Origin of the sequence: Streptomyces paradoxus (genome assembly GCF_014202475.1) — a bacterium.
GTDB lineage: Bacteria > Actinomycetota > Actinomycetes > Streptomycetales > Streptomycetaceae > Streptomyces > Streptomyces paradoxus.
Genome location: NZ_JACHGV010000010.1, coordinates 85,777 through 103,225, shown reverse-complemented (window position 1 = coordinate 103,225; position 17,449 = coordinate 85,777). Strand labels below are relative to the sequence as shown.

Genomic DNA, 17,449 nt, shown 5'->3' with positions numbered 1-17,449 from the left:
TACTAGACAAGCGTTTAAGACGCTCGTACAGTCCTGCTCATGACGACACCCCACCCTCCGGCCCGCGCCGGCCGTCGCGAGTGGACGGCGCTCGGCGTGCTGATGCTGCCGCTGCTGCTGGTCTCGATGGACGTCTCGGTCCTCTACTTCGCGATCCCGGCGATCAGCGCCGACCTGGAACCCAGCGCCACCGAGCAGCTGTGGATCTTCGACGTCTACGGCTTCGTGCTGGCGGGTCTGCTGATGACGATGGGCTCGCTCGGCGACCGCATCGGCCGCCGCAGGCTCCTGCTGATCGGCGCCGCCGCCTTCGGTACGGCGTCCCTGCTGGCGGCCTACGCGAACAGCGCCGAGACCCTGATCGCGGGCCGCGCCCTGCTCGGCATCGGCGGCGCGACGCTGATGCCGAGCACGATGGCGCTGGTCCGCACGATGTTCACCGACCCCGGCCAGCGCGCGAAGGCCATCGGCCTGTGGTCGGGCGTGATGACGGCCGGCATCGCCCTGGGCTCGGTACTGAGCGGCGTCCTCGTCGAGCACTTCTGGTGGGGCTCGGTCTTCCTGGTCAACCTGCCGGCGATGGTGATGCTCCTGGTCCTCGGCCCGCTCCTGCTGCCGGAATCCAGGAACCCGCATCCCGGCCGCTTCGACTGGCCGAGCGTCCCGCTGTCCATGGCCGCGGTGCTCCCCGTGATCTACGGCCTGAAGGAGCTCGCTTCGGAGGGCTGGAACGTGCGGTACGCACTGTCGGTGTCGGCCGGACTGCTCTTCGCCGCGCTGTTCGTGCACCGTCAGCGCACAGCGGTGTCCCCGCTCATCTCGCCGGAGCTGTTCCGGCGCCCCGGCTTCAGTCCGGCCATGGCCCTCAACCTGATGGCCGCCTTCGGCATGATGGGCTCGGCGTACTTCACGACCCAGTACATCCAGTCGGTCCTGGACAAGAGCCCGCTGGAGGCGGCGCTGTGGAGCCTGCTGCCGTCGGTGCCCATCGGCCTGGCGGCCCCGGTCGCCGCCCAGCTGGTGCAGCGGGGCGTGCCCCGGGCGCACGTCGTGGGCGGTGGCTTCGCGGTCACCGCGTGCGGCTATGTGCTGCTGGCCCTGACCGGGACGGACTCGCTCTGGCTGCTGCTGGCCGCCTGCGCCGTCCTGGCCTGCGGCATCGTCACCGTCATGGCCCTGGTGGTCGACCTGGCCATGAGCGCCGCCCCGGTGGAGAAGGCGGGCGCCGCCTCGTCCCTGATGGAGACCGGCACGGAGTTCGGCGGGGCGCTCAGCATGGCTTTCCTCGGCTCCATCGGCACGGCCGTCTACCGCCACGAGATCCCCGCCTCGGCGCCCGCCGCCGCCCAGGAGACCCTGGGCGGCGCCCTCGCCGTGGCCGGCCGGCTGCCGGGGCGGGCGGGAGACGCCCTGGCGACGGCGGCACGCGAGGCCTTCACGAGCGGCATGCACGCGGCCGCGGTCACCGGGACGGTGCTGATGGCCGTGGCGGCGGCAGCGGCGGTGGTGACCCTGCGGCGGGGCCGCGCACGAGAAGACGCCGGACGAGCTGATCAGCTCAGCTCGTCCGGCGTCTGAGGACGATCCCGTCCGGGGCGAACGGAGATCCGGGGGCGCAGCCCCCGGGAAGGTCAGGCCAGGTTCACCGACCGGGCCGAGGTCGCGCCGATCTCCGCGGCCACCTCGGCCAGCACGTTCGCGGTCACCGTGTCGTCCACGGTCAGCACCGCCAGCGCCTCGCCACCGGCCACCGACCGCGACACCTGCATGCCGGCGATGTTGAGGCCCGCCTCGCCGAGGATGCGGCCCACCGTGCCGACGACACCGGGGCGGTCCTCGTACTTCAGCACGATCATGTGGTCGGCGAGCGCGAGGTCCACGTCGTAGTCACCGACGGCGACGATCTTCTGCAGGTGCTTCGGGCCGGCCAGCGTGCCGGACACCGACACCTCCTCGCCGTCGGCGAGGGTGCCGCGCACCGTGACCACGTTGCGGTGCTCGGTCGCCTCGGAGCTGGTGGTGAGGCGCACCTCGACACCGCGCTCCTGTGCGAACAGCGGGGCGTTGACGTACGACACCGTCTCGTCGACGACGTCCTCGAAGACACCCTTGAGCGCGGACAGCTCCAGCACCTTCACGTCGTGCTGGGTGATCTCGCCGTAGACCTCGACGTCGAGGCGGACCGCGACCTCACCGGCGAGCGCGGTGAAGATCCGGCCCAGGCGCTCGGCGAGCGGCAGACCCGGCTTGACGTCCTCGGCGATGACGCCGCCCTGCACGTTCACCGCGTCCGGCACGAGCTCACCGGCGAGGGCGAGGCGCACCGAGCGGGCCACGGCGATACCGGCCTTCTCCTGCGCCTCGTCGGTGGAGGCACCGAGGTGCGGGGTGGCGACGACCTGGTCGAACTCGAAGAGCGGGGAGTCCGTGCAGGGCTCCTTCGCGTACACGTCGAGACCGGCACCGGCGACCCGGCCCTCCTTGAGGGCGGAGTACAGCGCCTCCTCGTCGACGATCCCGCCGCGGGCGGCGTTGACGATGCGCACGCTCGGCTTGACCTTGCGCAGCGCCTCGTCGCCGATCAGGCCGAGGGTCTCGGGGGTCTTGGGGAGGTGGACGGTGATGAAGTCGGAGACCTCCAGCAGCTCGTCCAGCGACAGGACCTTGACGCCCATCTGGGCGGCGCGCGCGGGCTGCACGTAGGGGTCGTAGGCGACGACCTTCATGCCGAAGGCCGACATGCGCTGCGCGACGAGCGCGCCGATGCGCCCGAGGCCGACGACGCCGAGGGTCTTCTCGGCCAGCTCGACGCCGGTGTACTTGCTGCGCTTCCACTCGCCGTTCTTCAGCGCGGCGTTGGCCTGCGGGATGTTGCGGGCCGTGGCGACGAGCAGACCGCAGGCCAGCTCGGCGGCGGTCACGATGTTCGAGGTGGGGGCGTTGACGACCATCACGCCGGCCTTGGTGGCGGCGGAGACGTCCACGTTGTCCAGGCCGACGCCGGCTCGTGCGACGACCTTCAGCTTGTTCGCGGCGGCGATCGCCTCGGCGTCGACCTTGGTGGCCGAACGGACCAGGATCGCGTCCACGTCGGCGATGGCCGGGAGCAGCTCGGCCCGGTCCGCGCCGTTGCAGTGCCGGATCTCGAAGTCCGGGCCCAGCGCGTCGACGGTGGCGGGCGACAGCTCTTCAGCGATGAGTACGACGGGTTTCGAGCTCACGTGAGTCCTCACAAGTCCAGTGCTGCGGACGGCCGTCCCGACGGCCGCAGGCGGTGGAGGGATGCTTGCCGCGTTGGAGACGCACGACGCTGTGGGCCTGACGCGTATGTGTGCAGCAGTCTAGTGGCGCACGGGGCGTCGTCTTGTGCCGCTGCGGAAGGATCACCCGTCCGTGGCCGGACGGGATGGACAACGCCGTACCACCGACGTTACCCCGGGTTCGCCGAAGGGGCCGGAGCGGGATGCTCCGGCCCCTCGGCCGTGAGGCTTACGCCTCCTCGTCGACCCAGCTCATGAGCTTGCGCAGCTCCTTGCCGGTGGTCTCCAGCAGGTGCTCGGAGTCCTGCTTCTTGTACTCGCCGTACTTCTTCAGGCCGCCGTGGTACTCGTCCATCCACTGCTGCGCGAAGGTGCCGTCCTGGATCTCGGCGAGGACCTTCTTCATCTCGGCCTTGGTGGCGTCCGTGATGATCCGCGGGCCGGTGACGTAGTCGCCCCACTCGGCGGTCTCGGAGATCGACCAGCGCATCTTCTCCAGGCCGCCCTCGTACATGAGGTCCACGATCAGCTTCAGCTCGTGCAGGCACTCGAAGTACGCGATCTCCGGCTGGTAGCCGGCCTCGGTCAGCGTCTCGAAACCGGCCTTGACCAGCGCCGCGGTGCCACCGCAGAGAACGGCCTGCTCACCGAACAGGTCGGTCTCGGTCTCCTCGGTGAAGGTCGTCTTGATGACGCCGGCGCGGGTGCCGCCGATGCCCTTCGCGTACGACAGGGCCAGCGCGAATCCGTTGCCCGTGGCGTCCTGCTCGACGGCGGCGATGCACGGAACGCCGCGGCCCTCCTCGTACTGGCGGCGGACCAGGTGGCCCGGGCCCTTCGGGGCGACCATGCAGACGTCCACGCCGGCCGGGGGCTTGATGAAGCCGTAGCGGATGTTCAGGCCGTGGCCGAAGAACAGGGCGTCGCCGTCGTTCAGGTTCGGGGCGATGTGCTCCTCGTAGACCTGGGCCTGGATCGGGTCCGGGACGAGGATCATGATGACGTCGGCCTCGGCGGCGGCCTCCGACGGGCTCACCACGCGCAGGCCCTGCTCCTCGGCCTTGGCCTTGGACTTGGAGCCCTCGTGCAGACCGACGCGGACGTCGACACCCGAGTCACGGAGCGACAGCGCGTGGGCGTGGCCCTGGCTGCCGTACCCGATGACCGCGACCTTGCGGCCCTGGATGATGGACAGGTCGGCGTCGGCGTCGTAGAACAGCTCGGCCACTTTGGGTTCTCTCCTCGGGAGTGCAGGTGTTGCGTCCCACCGTATGACGGGGGGCGGAAGGGAAGTCTGAGGGTCTCGGAATACGGGCGGCCGACGGCGCGCCGACCGCCCGCTTTCCGTCTTACGCCGACCGGTCCAGGGCGCGCAGCGACCGGTCCGTGATGGAACGGGCGCCACGGCCGATCGCGATCGTGCCGGACTGGACGAGCTCCTTGATGCCGTACGGCTCCAGCATCTTGAGCATCGCGGTCAGCTTCTCGCCGGATCCGGTGGCCTCGATGGTGACGGCCTCCGGGGAGACGTCGACGGTCTTGGCGCGGAACAGCTGGACGATCTCGACGATCTGGGAGCGCGTCTCGTTGTCGGCGCGCACCTTCACCAGAACGAGTTCGCGCTGCACCGCCTGCGACGGCTCCAGCTCGACGATCTTCAGCACGTTGACGAGCTTGTTGAGCTGCTTGGTGACCTGCTCCAGCGGCAGGTCCTCCACGCCGACGACGATGGTGATGCGGGAGATGTCGGGGTGCTCGGTGACGCCGACCGCGAGGGAGTCGATGTTGAAGCCGCGGCGGGAGAACAGGGCGGCGATCCGGGCGAGGATGCCGGGGGTGTTCTCCACCAGGACGGAGAGCGTGTGCTTGGACATGATCTGCTTCCTCTGCTTGAAAGTCCTGGACGGCTCTCAGTCGTCTTCGTTGTCGCCGAAGTCGGGGCGGACGTCCCGGGCGGCCATGATCTCGTCGTTGGAGGTGCCGGCGGCGACCATCGGCCAGACCATCGCGTCCTCGTGGACGATGAAGTCGACGACGACCGGGCGGTCGTTGATGGAGTTCGCCTCTTCGATGACCTTGTCGAGGTCGTCCGGGGACTCGCAGCGGATCGCGTAGCAGCCCATGGCCTCCGACAGCTTCACGAAGTCGGGGACACGGGTGCCGCGGGCCTCGGGGTTGACGTCGTCCGGGCCGGAGTGCAGGACGGTGTTGCTGTACCGCTGGTTGTAGAAGAGGGTCTGCCACTGGCGGACCATCCCGAGGGCACCGTTGTTGATGACGGCGACCTTGATCGGGATGTTGTTCAGGGCGCAGGTGGTGAGCTCCTGGTTGGTCATCTGGAAGCAGCCGTCGCCGTCGATGGCCCAGACGGCCCGCTCGGGGGCTCCGGCCTTGGCGCCCATGGCGGCCGGGACGGCGTAGCCCATGGTTCCGGCGCCGCCGGAGTTCAGCCAGGTGCCCGGCTTGTCGTACTCGATGAAGTGGGCGGCCCACATCTGGTGCTGGCCGACGCCCGCCGCGAAGATCGTGCCCTCGGGGGCGAGCTGTCCGACGCGCTCGATGACCTGCTGCGGGGAGAGCGAGCCGTCCTCGGGCTGGTCGTAGCCGAGCGGGTAGGTGTCGCGCCAGCGGCTCAGGTCCTTCCACCAGGCGCTGTAGTCGCCCCGGTGGCCCTCGCTGTGCTCCTTCTGGACGGCCTGGATCAGGTCGGCGATGACCTCGCGGGCGTCACCGACGATCGGCACGTCGGCGGCGCGGTTCTTGCCGATCTCGGCCGGGTCGATGTCCGCGTGGACGATCTTGGCGAACGGGGCGAAGCTGTCCAGCTTGCCGGTCACGCGGTCGTCGAAGCGGGCACCGAGGGCGACGATCAGGTCGGCCTTCTGCAGACCGGTGACGGCGGCCACCGAGCCGTGCATGCCGGGCATGCCCAGGTGCTGCGGGTGCTTGTCGGGGAACGAGCCGAGCGCCATCAGGGTGGTGGTGACGGGCGCGCCGGTGAGCTCGGCGAGGACCTTCAGCTCGGCGGTGGCCTTGGCCTTGATCACGCCGCCGCCGACGTACAGCACCGGACGCCTGGCCTGGGTGATCAGCTTGGCGGCCTCGCGGATCTGCTTGGCGTGCGGCTTGGTCACCGGGCGGTAGCCGGGCAGGTCCATGGCGGGCGGCCAGGAGAAGGTGGTCTTCGCCTGGAGGGCGTCCTTGGCGATGTCGACCAGGACCGGGCCGGGGCGGCCGGTGGAGGCGATGTGGAACGCCTGGGCGATGATCCGCGGGATGTCCTCGGCCTTGGTGACGAGGAAGTTGTGCTTGGTGATCGGCATGGTGATGCCGACGATGTCCGCCTCCTGGAAGGCGTCCGTGCCGATCGCCTTGGACGCCACCTGGCCGGTGATCGCGACCAGCGGCACGGAGTCCATGTGCGCGTCGGCGATGGGGGTGACCAGGTTGGTCGCGCCGGGTCCCGAGGTGGCCATGCAGACGCCGACCTTGCCGGTGGCCTGCGCGTAGCCGGTGGCGGCGTGACCGGCGCCCTGCTCGTGGCGGACCAGGACGTGGCGCACCCTGGTGGAGTCCATCAGCGGGTCGTAGGCCGGGAGGATCGCACCGCCGGGAATGCCGAATACCGTGTCGGCGCCGACCTCCTCGAGAGAGCGGATGAGGGACTGCGCGCCCGTCACCTGCTCGGGGGCGGAGTGTCCTCCGGATCGGGGCCGGGGCTGCGGGTGGTGGGCCCCGGTGGCCTGCTCGGTCATCGGCATTCTCTTCTCAGATGCTGAGGGTTTATGCGAGGTTTGTACGGTATTCGGTTGTCGCACGAAAGGCGCCTGTGCAACAAAAAACCCCTCGTGCCATAAGGCAAGCGAGGGGAGCGCGCCGGGTGGGATCGCTGAGCGGTCGAGGCTCAGCGTCAGCCGACGCGCTTTCCAAGTACGAGAATTCGGGTGCGCATGGCACTGACCCTCTCCCCGGCACGCACTCACTGTCAAGTGGGTGGGACGGGAGTCTCATTATGTGAGCGGAGGGCCGTACCGCCTCCGATGACGGCGGACACCCCCGAGCTGTACAACCGCGGGGAGCCGCCCACTAACGCCGGTTCGGCCGGTCCGTTCGGCACCGGATAGCGGCCGCCGGCGAGCGCCCGGCGCAGCCGGTACTCGTCGAGCGGCCCGGAGAACGCCATGCCCTGCCCGTGCGTGCAGCCCATCGCGCGCAGGGCGGTGACCTGCTCGGGCAGATCCACCCCCTCGGCCACGGACTTCAGCCCGAGATCGCCCGCGATGCGCAGAAGCCCGCTGGTGATCTTGTGCAGGCGGGCCGATTCGACGACGCCCTCGACCAGACCGCGGTCCAGCTTCAGGACGTCGACGGGGAGCCTCCTCAGGGCCGTGATCGCCGCGTAGCCGCTGCCGAACCCGTCGAGCGCGATCCGTACGCCGACCCGCCGCAGGGCGCCCAGGCGCCGTTCCAGCTCGTCCAGCGAGACCCTCGGGTCGGCGTCGGACAGCTCGATGATCAGCGAGCCGGACGGCAGCCCGTGCCGCGTGAGCAGCGCCTCGATCGAGCCGAGCGGCATCGACCGGTCCAGCAGCCGACGGGCGCTCATCCGCACCACGACCGGCACGGACAGCCCGGTGGCGTGCCGCTCGGCGGCCTGCTCGACGGCCTCCTCGATCAGCCACCGGCCCAGCTCGGCGGTCTTGTCGCTGTCCTCGGCCACGCGCAGGAACTCCGCCGGGGTGAAGAGCACCCCTTGCGAGGAGCGCCAGCGCGCCTGCGCGGACACCGACGTGATCCGGCCGTCTTCCAGCGACACCACCGGCTGGTGCAGCAGGGCGAACTCCCCGTCGTGCAGGGCGGCCCGCAGGCGGGTGGCGAGCTCGGCCTTGCGGGCCACGTCCTGCTGCATCTGCGGCTTGTACAGCTCGACACGGCCCTTTCCGCCGGCCTTGGCCCGGTACATGGCCAGGTCGGCGTTGCGCAGCAGTTCGCCCGCCCCGAGGCCGGCCTCGGCGAAGGCCACGCCGATGGAGGCGTTGACACGGACATCGTTGCCGTCGATGAGGTAGGGCTGGGACAGCGTCGTCCTGAGGCGGTCGGCGAGCTCCAGGATGTGCCGCTCCCGGGCGTCCCGGTCGCGGGTGTTGTCCCCGGCGATCAGGGCCGCGAACTCGTCTCCGCCGAGCCGGGACGCGGTGTCGCCGTGCCGGACGGAGTCCTGGAGCCTGCGGGCGGCCTGGACGAGCAGCTCGTCGCCGGCCTGGTGCCCGATCGTGTCGTTGACGGCCTTGAAGCCGTCGAGATCGATGAACAGCACGGCCGTGTTCCGCAGGGCCACGCCCCGGTCGGAGGCGCGGCGGCCCGAGAGGGCGTGCTGCACGCGCTTGGTGAACAGGGCGCGGTTGGGCAGGTCCGTGAGCGGGTCGTGCTCGGCGTTGTGCTGCAACTGCGCCTGGAGCCGCACCCGTTCGGTCACGTCGCGGCTGTTGAAGATGAGGCCGCCGTGATGACGGTTGACGGTGGACTCGACGTTCAGCCAGCTGTCGTCGCCCGAGCGGAAGCGGCACTCGATGCGCGTGGTGGGTTCCTCGACCGGGTTGGCGGCGAGGAATCTGCGCACCTCGTGCACGACGCAGCCCAGGTCCTCGGGGTGGATGAGGTGGGCCAGTTCCGTGCCCACCAGCTCCTCCGCCGGGCGGCCGTACACACCTGCGGCGGCCGGGGAGACGTACCTCAGGACGCCGCTGGGGGCGGCGATCATGATGACGTCGCTGGAGCCCTGCACCAGGGAGCGGAAGTGGTTCTCCTTCTGCGCCAGTTCCTGTGTGAGGGTGATGTTGTCGAGCAGCATGATGCCCTGGCGCACGACGAGCGCGAGCACCACCGTGCCCCCGGTCAGCAGGACCACGCGGTCGACGCTGCGGCCGTTGAGGACGTTGTACAGGATCCCCAGGGTGCACACGGCGGCCGCGAGGTACGGCGTGAGGGCGGCCAGCGAGCCGGCGATGGGCCGGGCGGCCGGGTATCGGCTGTGCTCGGCGCCCGGCAGGAGCAGGGGATGGTGGGGGCCGCCGCGCTGCCCCGGCACGTGCTCGTGCACCACGCGGGTGTGCCCCGTGCCGGCGTGCCGGTCGGTGCCGTGCCGGTCGGCCTCCGCGCGGGGCCCGGCCCACGGGGCGTACGCCAGCAGCAGCGAGCCCGCGAACCAGCCCGCGTCGAGCAGCTGGCCGGAGCGGTAGTCGTGGTGCATGAGCGGCGAGGTGAACAGAGCGTCGCACATCACGGTCAGCGCCAGGGCGCCGATGGCGGTGTTGACCGCGGAGCGGTTCACCGCTGACCGCCTGAAGTGCAGGGCGAGCACCATGCTGACCAGCGCGATGTCGAGCAGCGGGTACGCCAGCGACAGCGCGGTGTGCGCCACGCCCGGCCCTTCGGACTTCGCGGCCTGGGCGAGGGCGAGGCTCCAGGCCAGCGTCAGCAACGAGCCGCCGATCAGCCAGGCGTCCAGCCCCAGGCAGACCCAGCCGGCCTTGGTGACCGGCCGCTTGGCGAGCACGAGCAGCCCGACGATCGCGGGTGGCGCGAAGCAGAGGAAGAACAGGTCGGCGTAGCTGGGGCTGGGCACGGGCAGTCCCAGGACCACCTCGTACCACCCCCAGACCAGATTGCCCAGGGCTGCCATGGCCGAGGAGAGGCCGAACAGCAGCCAGGCGGGCCGGAAGCCGGTGCGGCGGCTGCGGGCGTAGAGGAAGCACGAGACGGCGGCGGTGCCGGCCGCGGCGCTGAGCCCGAAGTCGCCCATGATCAGGGCCAGCTGGGCTGAGCCCCAGCCGAACGCGGAGCCCGCGGCGTATGCCGCGCAGGCCAGGGCCAGGACGAGTTGGAGGGCCAGGCCCGGCCGGTGGCCGGTGGCCGGCGTGCGGGGCAGCAGCGCGCCCGGGGAGGGAGGCTGTGCCCGCAGCGCTCCGTCCAGCGTGGGGGTGGGGGGCGCGCTCACCGGGTCCTCCCGGTCCGCGCCGCTCCCGGGCCCCGCCGGCCCCGGTGGACCGGCTGGTCATGCCTCCTGCGGCTGCCGGGTCCGCGGTGCCGGCCGCGTTCGGTGTGGTGCCCGCTGTGGCGTTTGCTGTGGTGGGTGTGGTGGCCGACGTGATCGGCGTGGCGTCCGCGGCTGCCCGCGGCCGTCCGCCAGGGTCGCCGCCTGCAGCCCCGCCCCGTCGGATCGCTCGTCCAAAGGCCGTGCATCGCCTGTCGCCCCCCTCACAGTCCGAAGTGCCCATCCCCGGCGCCGGAACGGTCCCCGGCGCATCCCCTGTCGGGACGATACACCAGTCTCGTCACTCAGGGACATAGGTTCTCTACGCTCCGTGACGATCAATAGATAGATGAGTACCCACCGCACCTGGAGGATTGCGGACGGTACTCGAAGGTCTCTCAGTCGGTTGATGCACCCGTCGTAAGGATCACGTTGCGGAGCGGCTCCCGGTTCACATAACGGTTCAACTGGTCCACCAGGAGCCGCTTGGCGCGCGGGAGGAACGCGGAGGTGGGTCCGCCGACGTGCGGGCTGATGAGTACCCCCGGCGCACGCCACAGGGGGTGTTCGCGCGCCAGCGGCTCCGGGTCGGTGACGTCGAGGGCGGCGGTGATACGGCCGGTCTCGAGTTCGGCGAGCAGGGCCTTGGTGTCGACGACGGGACCGCGGGCGACGTTGACGAGGAGCGCGCCGTCCTTCATCCGGGACAGGAAGTCGGCTCCGGCCAGGCCACGGGTGGTTTCGGTGAGCGGGGTGGACAGGATGACGACGTCCGCCTCCGGCAGCAGCGCGGGGAGTTCGGTGAGCGGATGCACCGGACCGCGCGCCGTGGTGCGCTCGGAGCGCGCGACGCGCGCCACCCGCGCCACCTCGAACGGAACGAGCCGGTCCTCGATGGCCTCGCCGATCGAGCCGTACCCCACGATGAGGACGTTCTTGTCGGCGAGGGCGGGCCGGAAGCCGCCGAGCCACTCCCCCCGGTCCTGCGCGCGCACGAAGTCGGGGATCCCGCGCAGCGAGGCCAGGATCAGCGCGAGGGTGAGCTCGCCGGTGCTGGCCTCGTGCACCCCGCGCGCATTGCACAGCCGCACACCCGCGGGCAGGTGCCCGAGCCCCGGCTCCACGTGGTCGATCCCGGCGGAGAGGGTCTGCACGACCCGGACGTTGCTCATCCGCCCCATGGGACGCACGCACAGCGGGCTGGGCTTCATGTAGGGGACGACGTAGAAGGCGCAGTCGGCCGGGTCCGCGGGGAAGTCCTCCCCGCCGTTCCAGAAGCGGTAGTCCGGGCCCTCGGGGAGCCCGTCGATCTCGTCCGGCGGGATGGGCAGCCACACGTCAGCAGTCATGCTCTGGAGGCTATGTCAGGAGCGTGCGACGGCAGAGGTTAGGTTGGGGTGGCTCGAACAGGGAGGGTCACGACCAGGTGGAGCGCAGGACGATCGGCGCGGCGGCGCTCGCGGTGGGGGCCGTCGGACTCGGGTGCATGCCGATGAGCTGGGCCTACAGCGCGTCGAGGCGGCGCGGCGACGAGTCGCTCAGGGCGGTGCACCGGGCACTCGACCTGGGCGCGTCCCTGCTGGACACGGCCGACATGTACGGCCCCTTCACCAACGAGCTGCTGGTGGGGCGGGCGTTGAAGGAGCGGCGGTCCGACGCGTTCGTGTCGACGAAGGTCGGGCTGCTCGTGGGCGACCAGCACATCGTCGCCAACGGCCGCCCCGGGTACGTGAAGCGGGCCTGCGACGCGTCGCTGCGGCGGTTGCAGACGGACGTCATCGACCTCTACCAGCTGCACCGGTCCGACCCCGAGGTGCCGGTGGAGGAGACCTGGGGCGCGATGGCGGAGCTCGTCCAGGCCGGAAAGGTACGGGCGTTGGGCCTGTGCGCGGTGGGGGCGCGGGCCGGCCGCCGGACCGGGGCCGGGCTGCACGACGGGACGATCCGGCAACTGGAGCGGGTGCAGCAGGTCTTCCCGGTGAGCGCGGTGCAGGCCGAGTTGTCGGTGTGGTCGCCGGAGGCGCTGGAGACCCTGCTGCCCTGGTGCCGGACGCGGGGGGTCGGCTTCCTCGCGGCGATGCCGCTGGGCAACGGCTTCCTGACCGGCAGGCTGCGGCCCGGCGCGGGCTTCGAGGCGGACGACCCGCGCGCCCGGCACCCCCGCTTCACGGGCGAGATGATGGCCGCGAACCAGCCGGTCGTCGCGGGGCTGCGCCGCGTGGCCCGCCGGCACGGCACGGGCGTCACGCCCGCCCAGGTCGCCCTCGCGTGGGTGCTGGCGCAGGGCCCGCACGTGGTCCCGGTCCCGGGTACGAAGCAGGAGCGCTGGGTCACCGAGAACACGGCCGCGGCGGCACTGCGCCTGACCCCCGGCGATCTCGAGGAGATAGCGGAGCTGCCGCCGGCCCAGGGGTCGTGGGACTGAGGCCCGGTGCCGACGCCGGTGCGTTCCCGGGCAAACCCCGCCTTCCCGGTTCGGCGTTCCGTGATCGGGAACCTGGGAGCCGCGAGCGGTGTATGACAGGGAGAGGACCCGCCCCGTCGAAGGGACCATGATCGTGCCACGTCGAGCCGTCCCGACCGTGCTGGCCGCCGCGCTCCTGCTGACGGCCGGTTGCTCCTCCGACGGCGGAGGATCGTCCGGCAAGGACGGGAGCACCTCCCCGGGCCGTACGGCGCCGGGGTCGTCCGCGCCGCCGCGGCAGGCCGCCGAGGAGACACCTCCCGCCCAGGGTTCGGTGGAGGTGGTGCGTACCGTCGCCGAGGGCCTGGAGTCCCCCTGGGGCCTCGCTCCGCTGCCGGGCGGCGGCCTGCTCGTCGCGTCCCGGGACGAGGGGACGATCGTCCGGGTCGACGAGAAGACCGGCAAGAAGACCGAACTGGGCGAGGTGCCCGGGGTCTCGGCGGCCGGCGAGGGCGGCCTCCTCGGGCTGGCCCTGTCCCCCGACTACGCCTCGGACCGCATGGTCTACGCGTACTTCACCTCGGCCTCCGACAACCGCATCGTCCGCATGATCTACGACGAGCGGAAGCCCTCCGGCGAGCAGCTCGGCGCTCCCGACACGGTCTTCCGGGGCATCCCCAAGGGTTTCATCCACAACGGCGGGCGCATCGAGTTCGGCCCGGACAAGATGCTGTACGTGGGCACGGGCGAGAGCGGCGACACCGGTCTGTCCCAGGACAAGGACTCCGTCGGCGGCAAGATCCTCCGCCTGACCCCGGAGGGCGAGCCGGCACCGGGCAACCCGTTCCCTGACTCGCCGGTGTACTCCTACGGCCACCGCAATGTGCAGGGCCTCGCCTGGGACGGCAAGCAGCGGCTGTTCGCCTCGGAGTTCGGCCAGGACACCTGGGACGAGCTCAACGCGATCAAGCCGGGCGACAACTACGGCTGGCCGGAGGCCGAGGGCCGGTCCGGCGACGGGGAGTTCCACAACCCGGTCGACCAGTGGACCACGGCCGAGGCCTCCCCCAGCGGCATCGCCTACGCCGAGGGGTCGGTCTGGATGGCGGGCCTGCGCGGCAAGCGGCTGTGGCGCATCCCGCTGAACGGCACCGAGGCCTCGGCCGAGCCGCAGGCCTTCCTGGAGGGCGAGTACGGCCGGCTGCGCACGGTGGTGCCGGCGGGCGGCGACCGGCTGTGGCTGGTGACCAGCAACACGGACGGCCGGGGCAGCCCGGAGGACGGGGACGACCGGATCCTGGAGCTGCGGGTGAAGTAGAGCCCGCCTACTCCCCCGGGTCTTCCGCCTCCTCCGGGGACGGGCGCACGACGACCTTCCCGGACGCGAGGTCTATCGGTCCGCGTCCGGGGTCGCCGTCCCCGACGTCCTCACGGGTCAGTTCCAGGCGGTTCTGCTCGTCGCGGGTGTGCTTGCGCCCGGGCGAGAACAGTTCCTCGAACATGTTGAACACGGAGCCTCCCTGAGCCGCGGGAGCCGCGACGTCCTTTACAGCGTATGCCTCAGCCCGCCGGGCCGGGCATGAGCAGTTCGGCCGGGAACAGTCCCATCCGGTGCGCCACCGCCGCCGCCTCGCCCCGCCCGGAGACGCCGAGTTTGCCCAGGATGTTGGAGACGTGGACGCTCGCGGTCTTCGGCGAGATGAACAACTCCTCCGCGATGCGGCGGTTGGTGTGGCCGGCGGCGACCAGGCGCAGCACGTCCCGTTCCCGGCTGGTGAGGCCCAGGGCCTCGGCGGGGTCGGCGGGCGCGGGGCCGGGTGCCGTGGCGGGCGCGAGCGGGAGGCGGGCGCGTCGGCCGAGTGCGGTGGCGGCGTCGGCGAGCGGCCGTGCGCCGAGGTGGCGGGCGGTGGCGTGGGCGAGGCGGAGCAGTTCCGCGGCGCGCTCTCGCTCGTCCTCCCCGCCGCACGTCAGCAGGGACTCGGCCAGGCGGTACCGGACGCGGGCGAGGTCGTAGGGCCGGCCCAGGGGTTCGAAGGCGGTGACCACCTCCGACCAGATGTCCGGGATGCTCCGCTCCTCGGCGCGGTGGAGTTCGGCGCGGACCCACCGTTCGTGTGCGAGCCAGACGGGGGCGTTCGTGGTGAGGTGCTTGGCGGCCCCCGAGATGCCGGCCAGCGCCTCCTCGCGGCCCTCCTGTGCGGCCGGCAGCGTCCGGGCGTCGGCCTCGGCCGTGGCCGCTTCGAGGAGCAGCGGCCAGGCGTAGCGCTGGGTCCCGGGCGGGAAGCCGGACTCCAGGGTGCGGGCCAGTTCGGCGCGGGCGTCGGGAAGGCGGCCCTCGGCGACGGCGACGGCGACGGTGAGGCAGGCGACCGGGAGGTCGTGCTGCGGCATGGGGCCGTGCGGGCCGTAGGAGGCGCGGCTCTCGGCGAGATGGCGCCCCGCCTCGGGCACCTCGCCGCGGGCGAGCGCGAGGAACGCCAGGCTGTTGGCTCCCGACCCGTACGGCGCTGCCGTCCGCCCGTGCCGCTGGGCGCTGACCGCCGCCTCGGCGGCCTCGGTCCAGCGGCCCAGGGAGATGAGGGATTCCGCGAGGTTGCTCCAGATCCAGGCCTCGGCCATCCGCAGGCCCATCCTCCCCGTGAGCCGCAGGCCCTCCTGGAGGATGTCGACGGACTCCTCGGAGCGGCCGACGCCTTCGAGGACGGAGGGCAGGTTCACATGGCTTCGGCCCGCGACCGATGCGAGACTGCGCGCCACCACCTCGTCCCTGACCTCGTACATGTGCGTCAGCCCGGCCTCGATCTGGCCGGCGTCGACCATGAGCCCGCCGAGCGTGAGCCGGGCGTTGGCCTCGATGTCCTCGGCGCCGACCATGCGTGCGTACTCGACGGCCCGCTCGGCGGCGGTCAGGACCTCGGGGCCGGGTTCGTGGAGCATCGACCAGTGGGCGGCCGTGGCGAGCACCTCGGCGTGCACCTCGGAGGGCGGCAGGCCCCGCACCAGGTCCTGCGCGGTGGCGATCTCCTGCCAGCCGTCGCCGCGGGCGAGGCTCTGCACCAGCCGGGAGCGCTGGATCCAGAACCAGGCGGAACGCTGGGGGTCCCCCCTGCCCGAACGCAGTTGAGAGCCACGGGGAGGGTCGCTCTCCTCGTCCAGCAGGCGCAGCGCCCGCTTGGTGATCTTCAGGGCGCGTTCGCGCTCCCCGCAGAGCCGTCCGGCGACGGCCGCCTCGGCCAGCAGGTCCAGGTAGCGCAGCGCGGTGGTGGCCGGGTCGCAGCCGCTGGGGGTCCCCCCACGCCGTTCAGGCAGTGGGGGAGGGTAGGCCTCTGCGTAGTCGACGGGGCGCAGGGTCTCGCGTACGGCGTCGGGGGCGGCGTCCCACAGTTCCATCGCCCGTTCCAGGAGCCGGAGTTGCTCGGCGTAGGCGTGGCGGCGGCGGGCCTCGACGGAGGCTTTGAGGACGGCCGGCAGGGCCTTGGCGGCGTCGTGGGCGTGGTACCAGTAGCTGGCCAGGCGCGTTGCTCGCTGGTCGGCGGGGACGAGGGACGGGTCGGTCTCCAGGGCCTCGGCGTAGCGGCGGTTGAGGCGGGAGCGTTCGCCGGGGAGCAGGTCGTCGCTGACGGCTTCGCGGACCAGGGAGTGGCGGAAGCGGTAGCCGTCGTCGCCGGCGGGGGCGAGGATGCTGGCGTTCACGGCGGACCGCAGTGCCTCGATGAGGTCGTCCTCGGCGAGCCGGGCGACGGCGGCCAGCAGCCGGTACTCGACGGTGGAGCCGCCTTCGGCGACGATCCGGGCGACCTGCTGGGCCGGCTCAGGAAGCCCTTCGACGCGGACGAGCAGCAGATCGCGCAGGGAGTCGGTCAGGCCCGTCCGGCAGCCCTCGTGGGCGGCGACGGCGAGTTCCTCGACGAAGAAGGCGTTGCCGTCGGAGCGTTCGAAGATCGCGTCGACCCGGTCCGGCGCGGGTTCCCGGGCGAGGATCCCGGCGATCTGGCGGCCCACCTCCTCGCGGTTGAAGCGGGCGAGTTCGACGCGGCGGATCGTGCGGAGCCGGTCGAGTTCGGCGAGGAGGGGCCTGAGCGGGTGGCGGCGGTGGATGTCGTCGGAGCGGTAGGTCGCGAGGACGACGAGGCGGCCGGTGCGCAAGGTGCGGAAGAGGTAGGAGAGCAGGTGGCGGGTGGAGGCGTCGGCCCAGTGCAAATCCTCCAGGGCGAGGACGACGGTGTGCTCGGCGGCGACGCGCTCCAGCAGTCGTGCGGTGAGCTCGAAGAGGCGGGCCATGCCGTCCTCGTCGTGCCGCCCGGCCCTCGACTCCCCCAGCTCGGGGAGCAGCCGGGCCAGTTCCTCCTCCTGGCCGGCGGCCGCGGCGGCCAGCTCGCCGGGGAGTTCGTGGCGCAGGGCGCGCAGCGCGGTGGAGAAGGGGGCGAAGGGCAGCCCGTCGGCGCCGATCTCCACGCAGCCGCCGAGTGCGACCACCGCCCCGCGGTCACGGGCGGCGGCGGCGAACTCCTCGACCAGGCGGGTCTTGCCGACTCCCGCCTCCCCGCCGATGAGCACCGCCTGCGGTTCGCCCTCGCAGGCACGCACGAGTGCCTCGTGCAGCGTGCCCAGTTCCTCGGCACGGCCGACGAACACGGGGCTGAGGGACCGGGTCTCCACGGCCCCGAGCATCGCATGCGGGTCCGGCAGCGCGGCACCGGTTTTCCGCGCAACGGCCGGAGCAGCGGCCGCCGTTCCGGCAGGAACGACGGC

11 protein-coding genes are annotated in these 17,449 nt (G+C 71.9%); 3 read left to right on the top strand and 8 right to left on the bottom strand.

Annotated elements, in window-relative coordinates:
- Positions 1 to 39 precede the first annotated feature (39 nt).
- Positions 40 to 1,578 (top strand): MFS transporter, encoded by a 1,539-nt coding sequence (locus tag HNR57_RS29280; protein ID WP_184564631.1) that lies wholly within the window; start codon positions 40 to 42, stop codon positions 1,576 to 1,578.
- 53 nt (positions 1,579 to 1,631) lie between these two features.
- On the opposite strand, the gene serA is transcribed toward HNR57_RS29280, so the two are convergent.
- The 6 genes from serA to HNR57_RS29250 all read right to left on the bottom strand — a co-directional run bounded on the left by serA (position 1,632) and on the right by HNR57_RS29250 (position 11,642).
- Positions 1,632 to 3,221, bottom strand: coding sequence for a phosphoglycerate dehydrogenase (gene serA, locus HNR57_RS29275; RefSeq protein ID WP_184564628.1), 1,590 nt, complete (start codon positions 3,219 to 3,221; stop codon positions 1,632 to 1,634).
- Positions 3,222 to 3,489: 268 nt separating this feature from the next.
- Positions 3,490 to 4,488 (bottom strand): ketol-acid reductoisomerase, encoded by a 999-nt coding sequence (gene ilvC, locus HNR57_RS29270; RefSeq protein WP_184564627.1) that lies wholly within the window; start codon positions 4,486 to 4,488, stop codon positions 3,490 to 3,492.
- 121 nt (positions 4,489 to 4,609) lie between these two features.
- Positions 4,610 to 5,134 carry an acetolactate synthase small subunit gene (gene ilvN / locus HNR57_RS29265; RefSeq protein WP_003993148.1) on the bottom strand — a complete coding sequence of 175 codons (525 nt, stop codon included), beginning with the start codon at positions 5,132 to 5,134 and terminating at the stop codon, positions 4,610 to 4,612.
- Positions 5,135 to 5,170: 36 nt separating this feature from the next.
- Positions 5,171 to 7,021 (bottom strand): acetolactate synthase large subunit, encoded by a 1,851-nt coding sequence (locus tag HNR57_RS29260; RefSeq protein ID WP_184564625.1) that lies wholly within the window; start codon positions 7,019 to 7,021, stop codon positions 5,171 to 5,173.
- A 224-nt stretch (positions 7,022 to 7,245) separates the two neighbouring features.
- Positions 7,246 to 10,257: a putative bifunctional diguanylate cyclase/phosphodiesterase gene (locus HNR57_RS29255; RefSeq protein ID WP_184564623.1), complete on the bottom strand. Its 3,012-nt coding sequence runs from the start codon at positions 10,255 to 10,257 to the stop codon at positions 7,246 to 7,248.
- Between the two features lie 434 nt (positions 10,258 to 10,691).
- Positions 10,692 to 11,642, bottom strand: coding sequence for a 2-hydroxyacid dehydrogenase (locus tag HNR57_RS29250; protein ID WP_184564621.1), 951 nt, complete (start codon positions 11,640 to 11,642; stop codon positions 10,692 to 10,694).
- Between the two features lie 77 nt (positions 11,643 to 11,719).
- On the opposite strand from HNR57_RS29250, the gene HNR57_RS29245 reads away from it, so the two are divergent.
- Together HNR57_RS29245 and HNR57_RS29240 are read left to right on the top strand one after the other, a co-directional pair.
- Positions 11,720 to 12,718: an aldo/keto reductase gene (locus HNR57_RS29245; RefSeq protein WP_184564618.1), complete on the top strand. Its 999-nt coding sequence runs from the start codon at positions 11,720 to 11,722 to the stop codon at positions 12,716 to 12,718.
- 127 nt (positions 12,719 to 12,845) lie between these two features.
- On the top strand, positions 12,846 to 14,015 hold the full coding sequence (locus HNR57_RS29240; RefSeq protein ID WP_184564615.1) for a PQQ-dependent sugar dehydrogenase: 1,170 nt from the start codon (positions 12,846 to 12,848) through the stop codon (positions 14,013 to 14,015).
- 7 nt (positions 14,016 to 14,022) lie between these two features.
- Here HNR57_RS29240 and HNR57_RS29235 read toward each other — a convergent pair whose 3' ends face one another.
- The gene (locus HNR57_RS29235) at positions 14,023 to 14,208 is read right to left on the bottom strand and encodes a DUF6191 domain-containing protein (protein WP_184564613.1); all 186 of its coding nucleotides are present in this window, start codon (positions 14,206 to 14,208) and stop codon (positions 14,023 to 14,025) included.
- A gap of 49 nt (positions 14,209 to 14,257) precedes the next feature.
- Positions 14,258 to 17,368, bottom strand: coding sequence for a helix-turn-helix transcriptional regulator (locus tag HNR57_RS29230; protein WP_184564611.1), 3,111 nt, complete (start codon positions 17,366 to 17,368; stop codon positions 14,258 to 14,260).
- Between the last annotated feature and the right edge of the window lie 81 nt (positions 17,369 to 17,449).

Excerpts from the sequence above, each read along its gene's own strand:
- ilvN (WP_003993148.1), bottom strand. The coding sequence starts at position 5,134 with ATGTCCAAGCACACGCTCTCCGTCCTGGTGGAGAACACCCCCGGCATC.
- HNR57_RS29240 (WP_184564615.1), top strand. The coding sequence starts at position 12,846 with ATGATCGTGCCACGTCGAGCCGTCCCGACCGTGCTGGCCGCCGCGCTC.
- HNR57_RS29280 (WP_184564631.1), top strand. The coding sequence starts at position 40 with ATGACGACACCCCACCCTCCGGCCCGCGCCGGCCGTCGCGAGTGGACG.
- HNR57_RS29260 (WP_184564625.1), bottom strand. The coding sequence starts at position 7,021 with ATGCCGATGACCGAGCAGGCCACCGGGGCCCACCACCCGCAGCCCCGG.
- HNR57_RS29230 (WP_184564611.1), bottom strand. The coding sequence starts at position 17,368 with ATGCTCGGGGCCGTGGAGACCCGGTCCCTCAGCCCCGTGTTCGTCGGC.
- HNR57_RS29250 (WP_184564621.1), bottom strand. The coding sequence starts at position 11,642 with ATGACTGCTGACGTGTGGCTGCCCATCCCGCCGGACGAGATCGACGGG.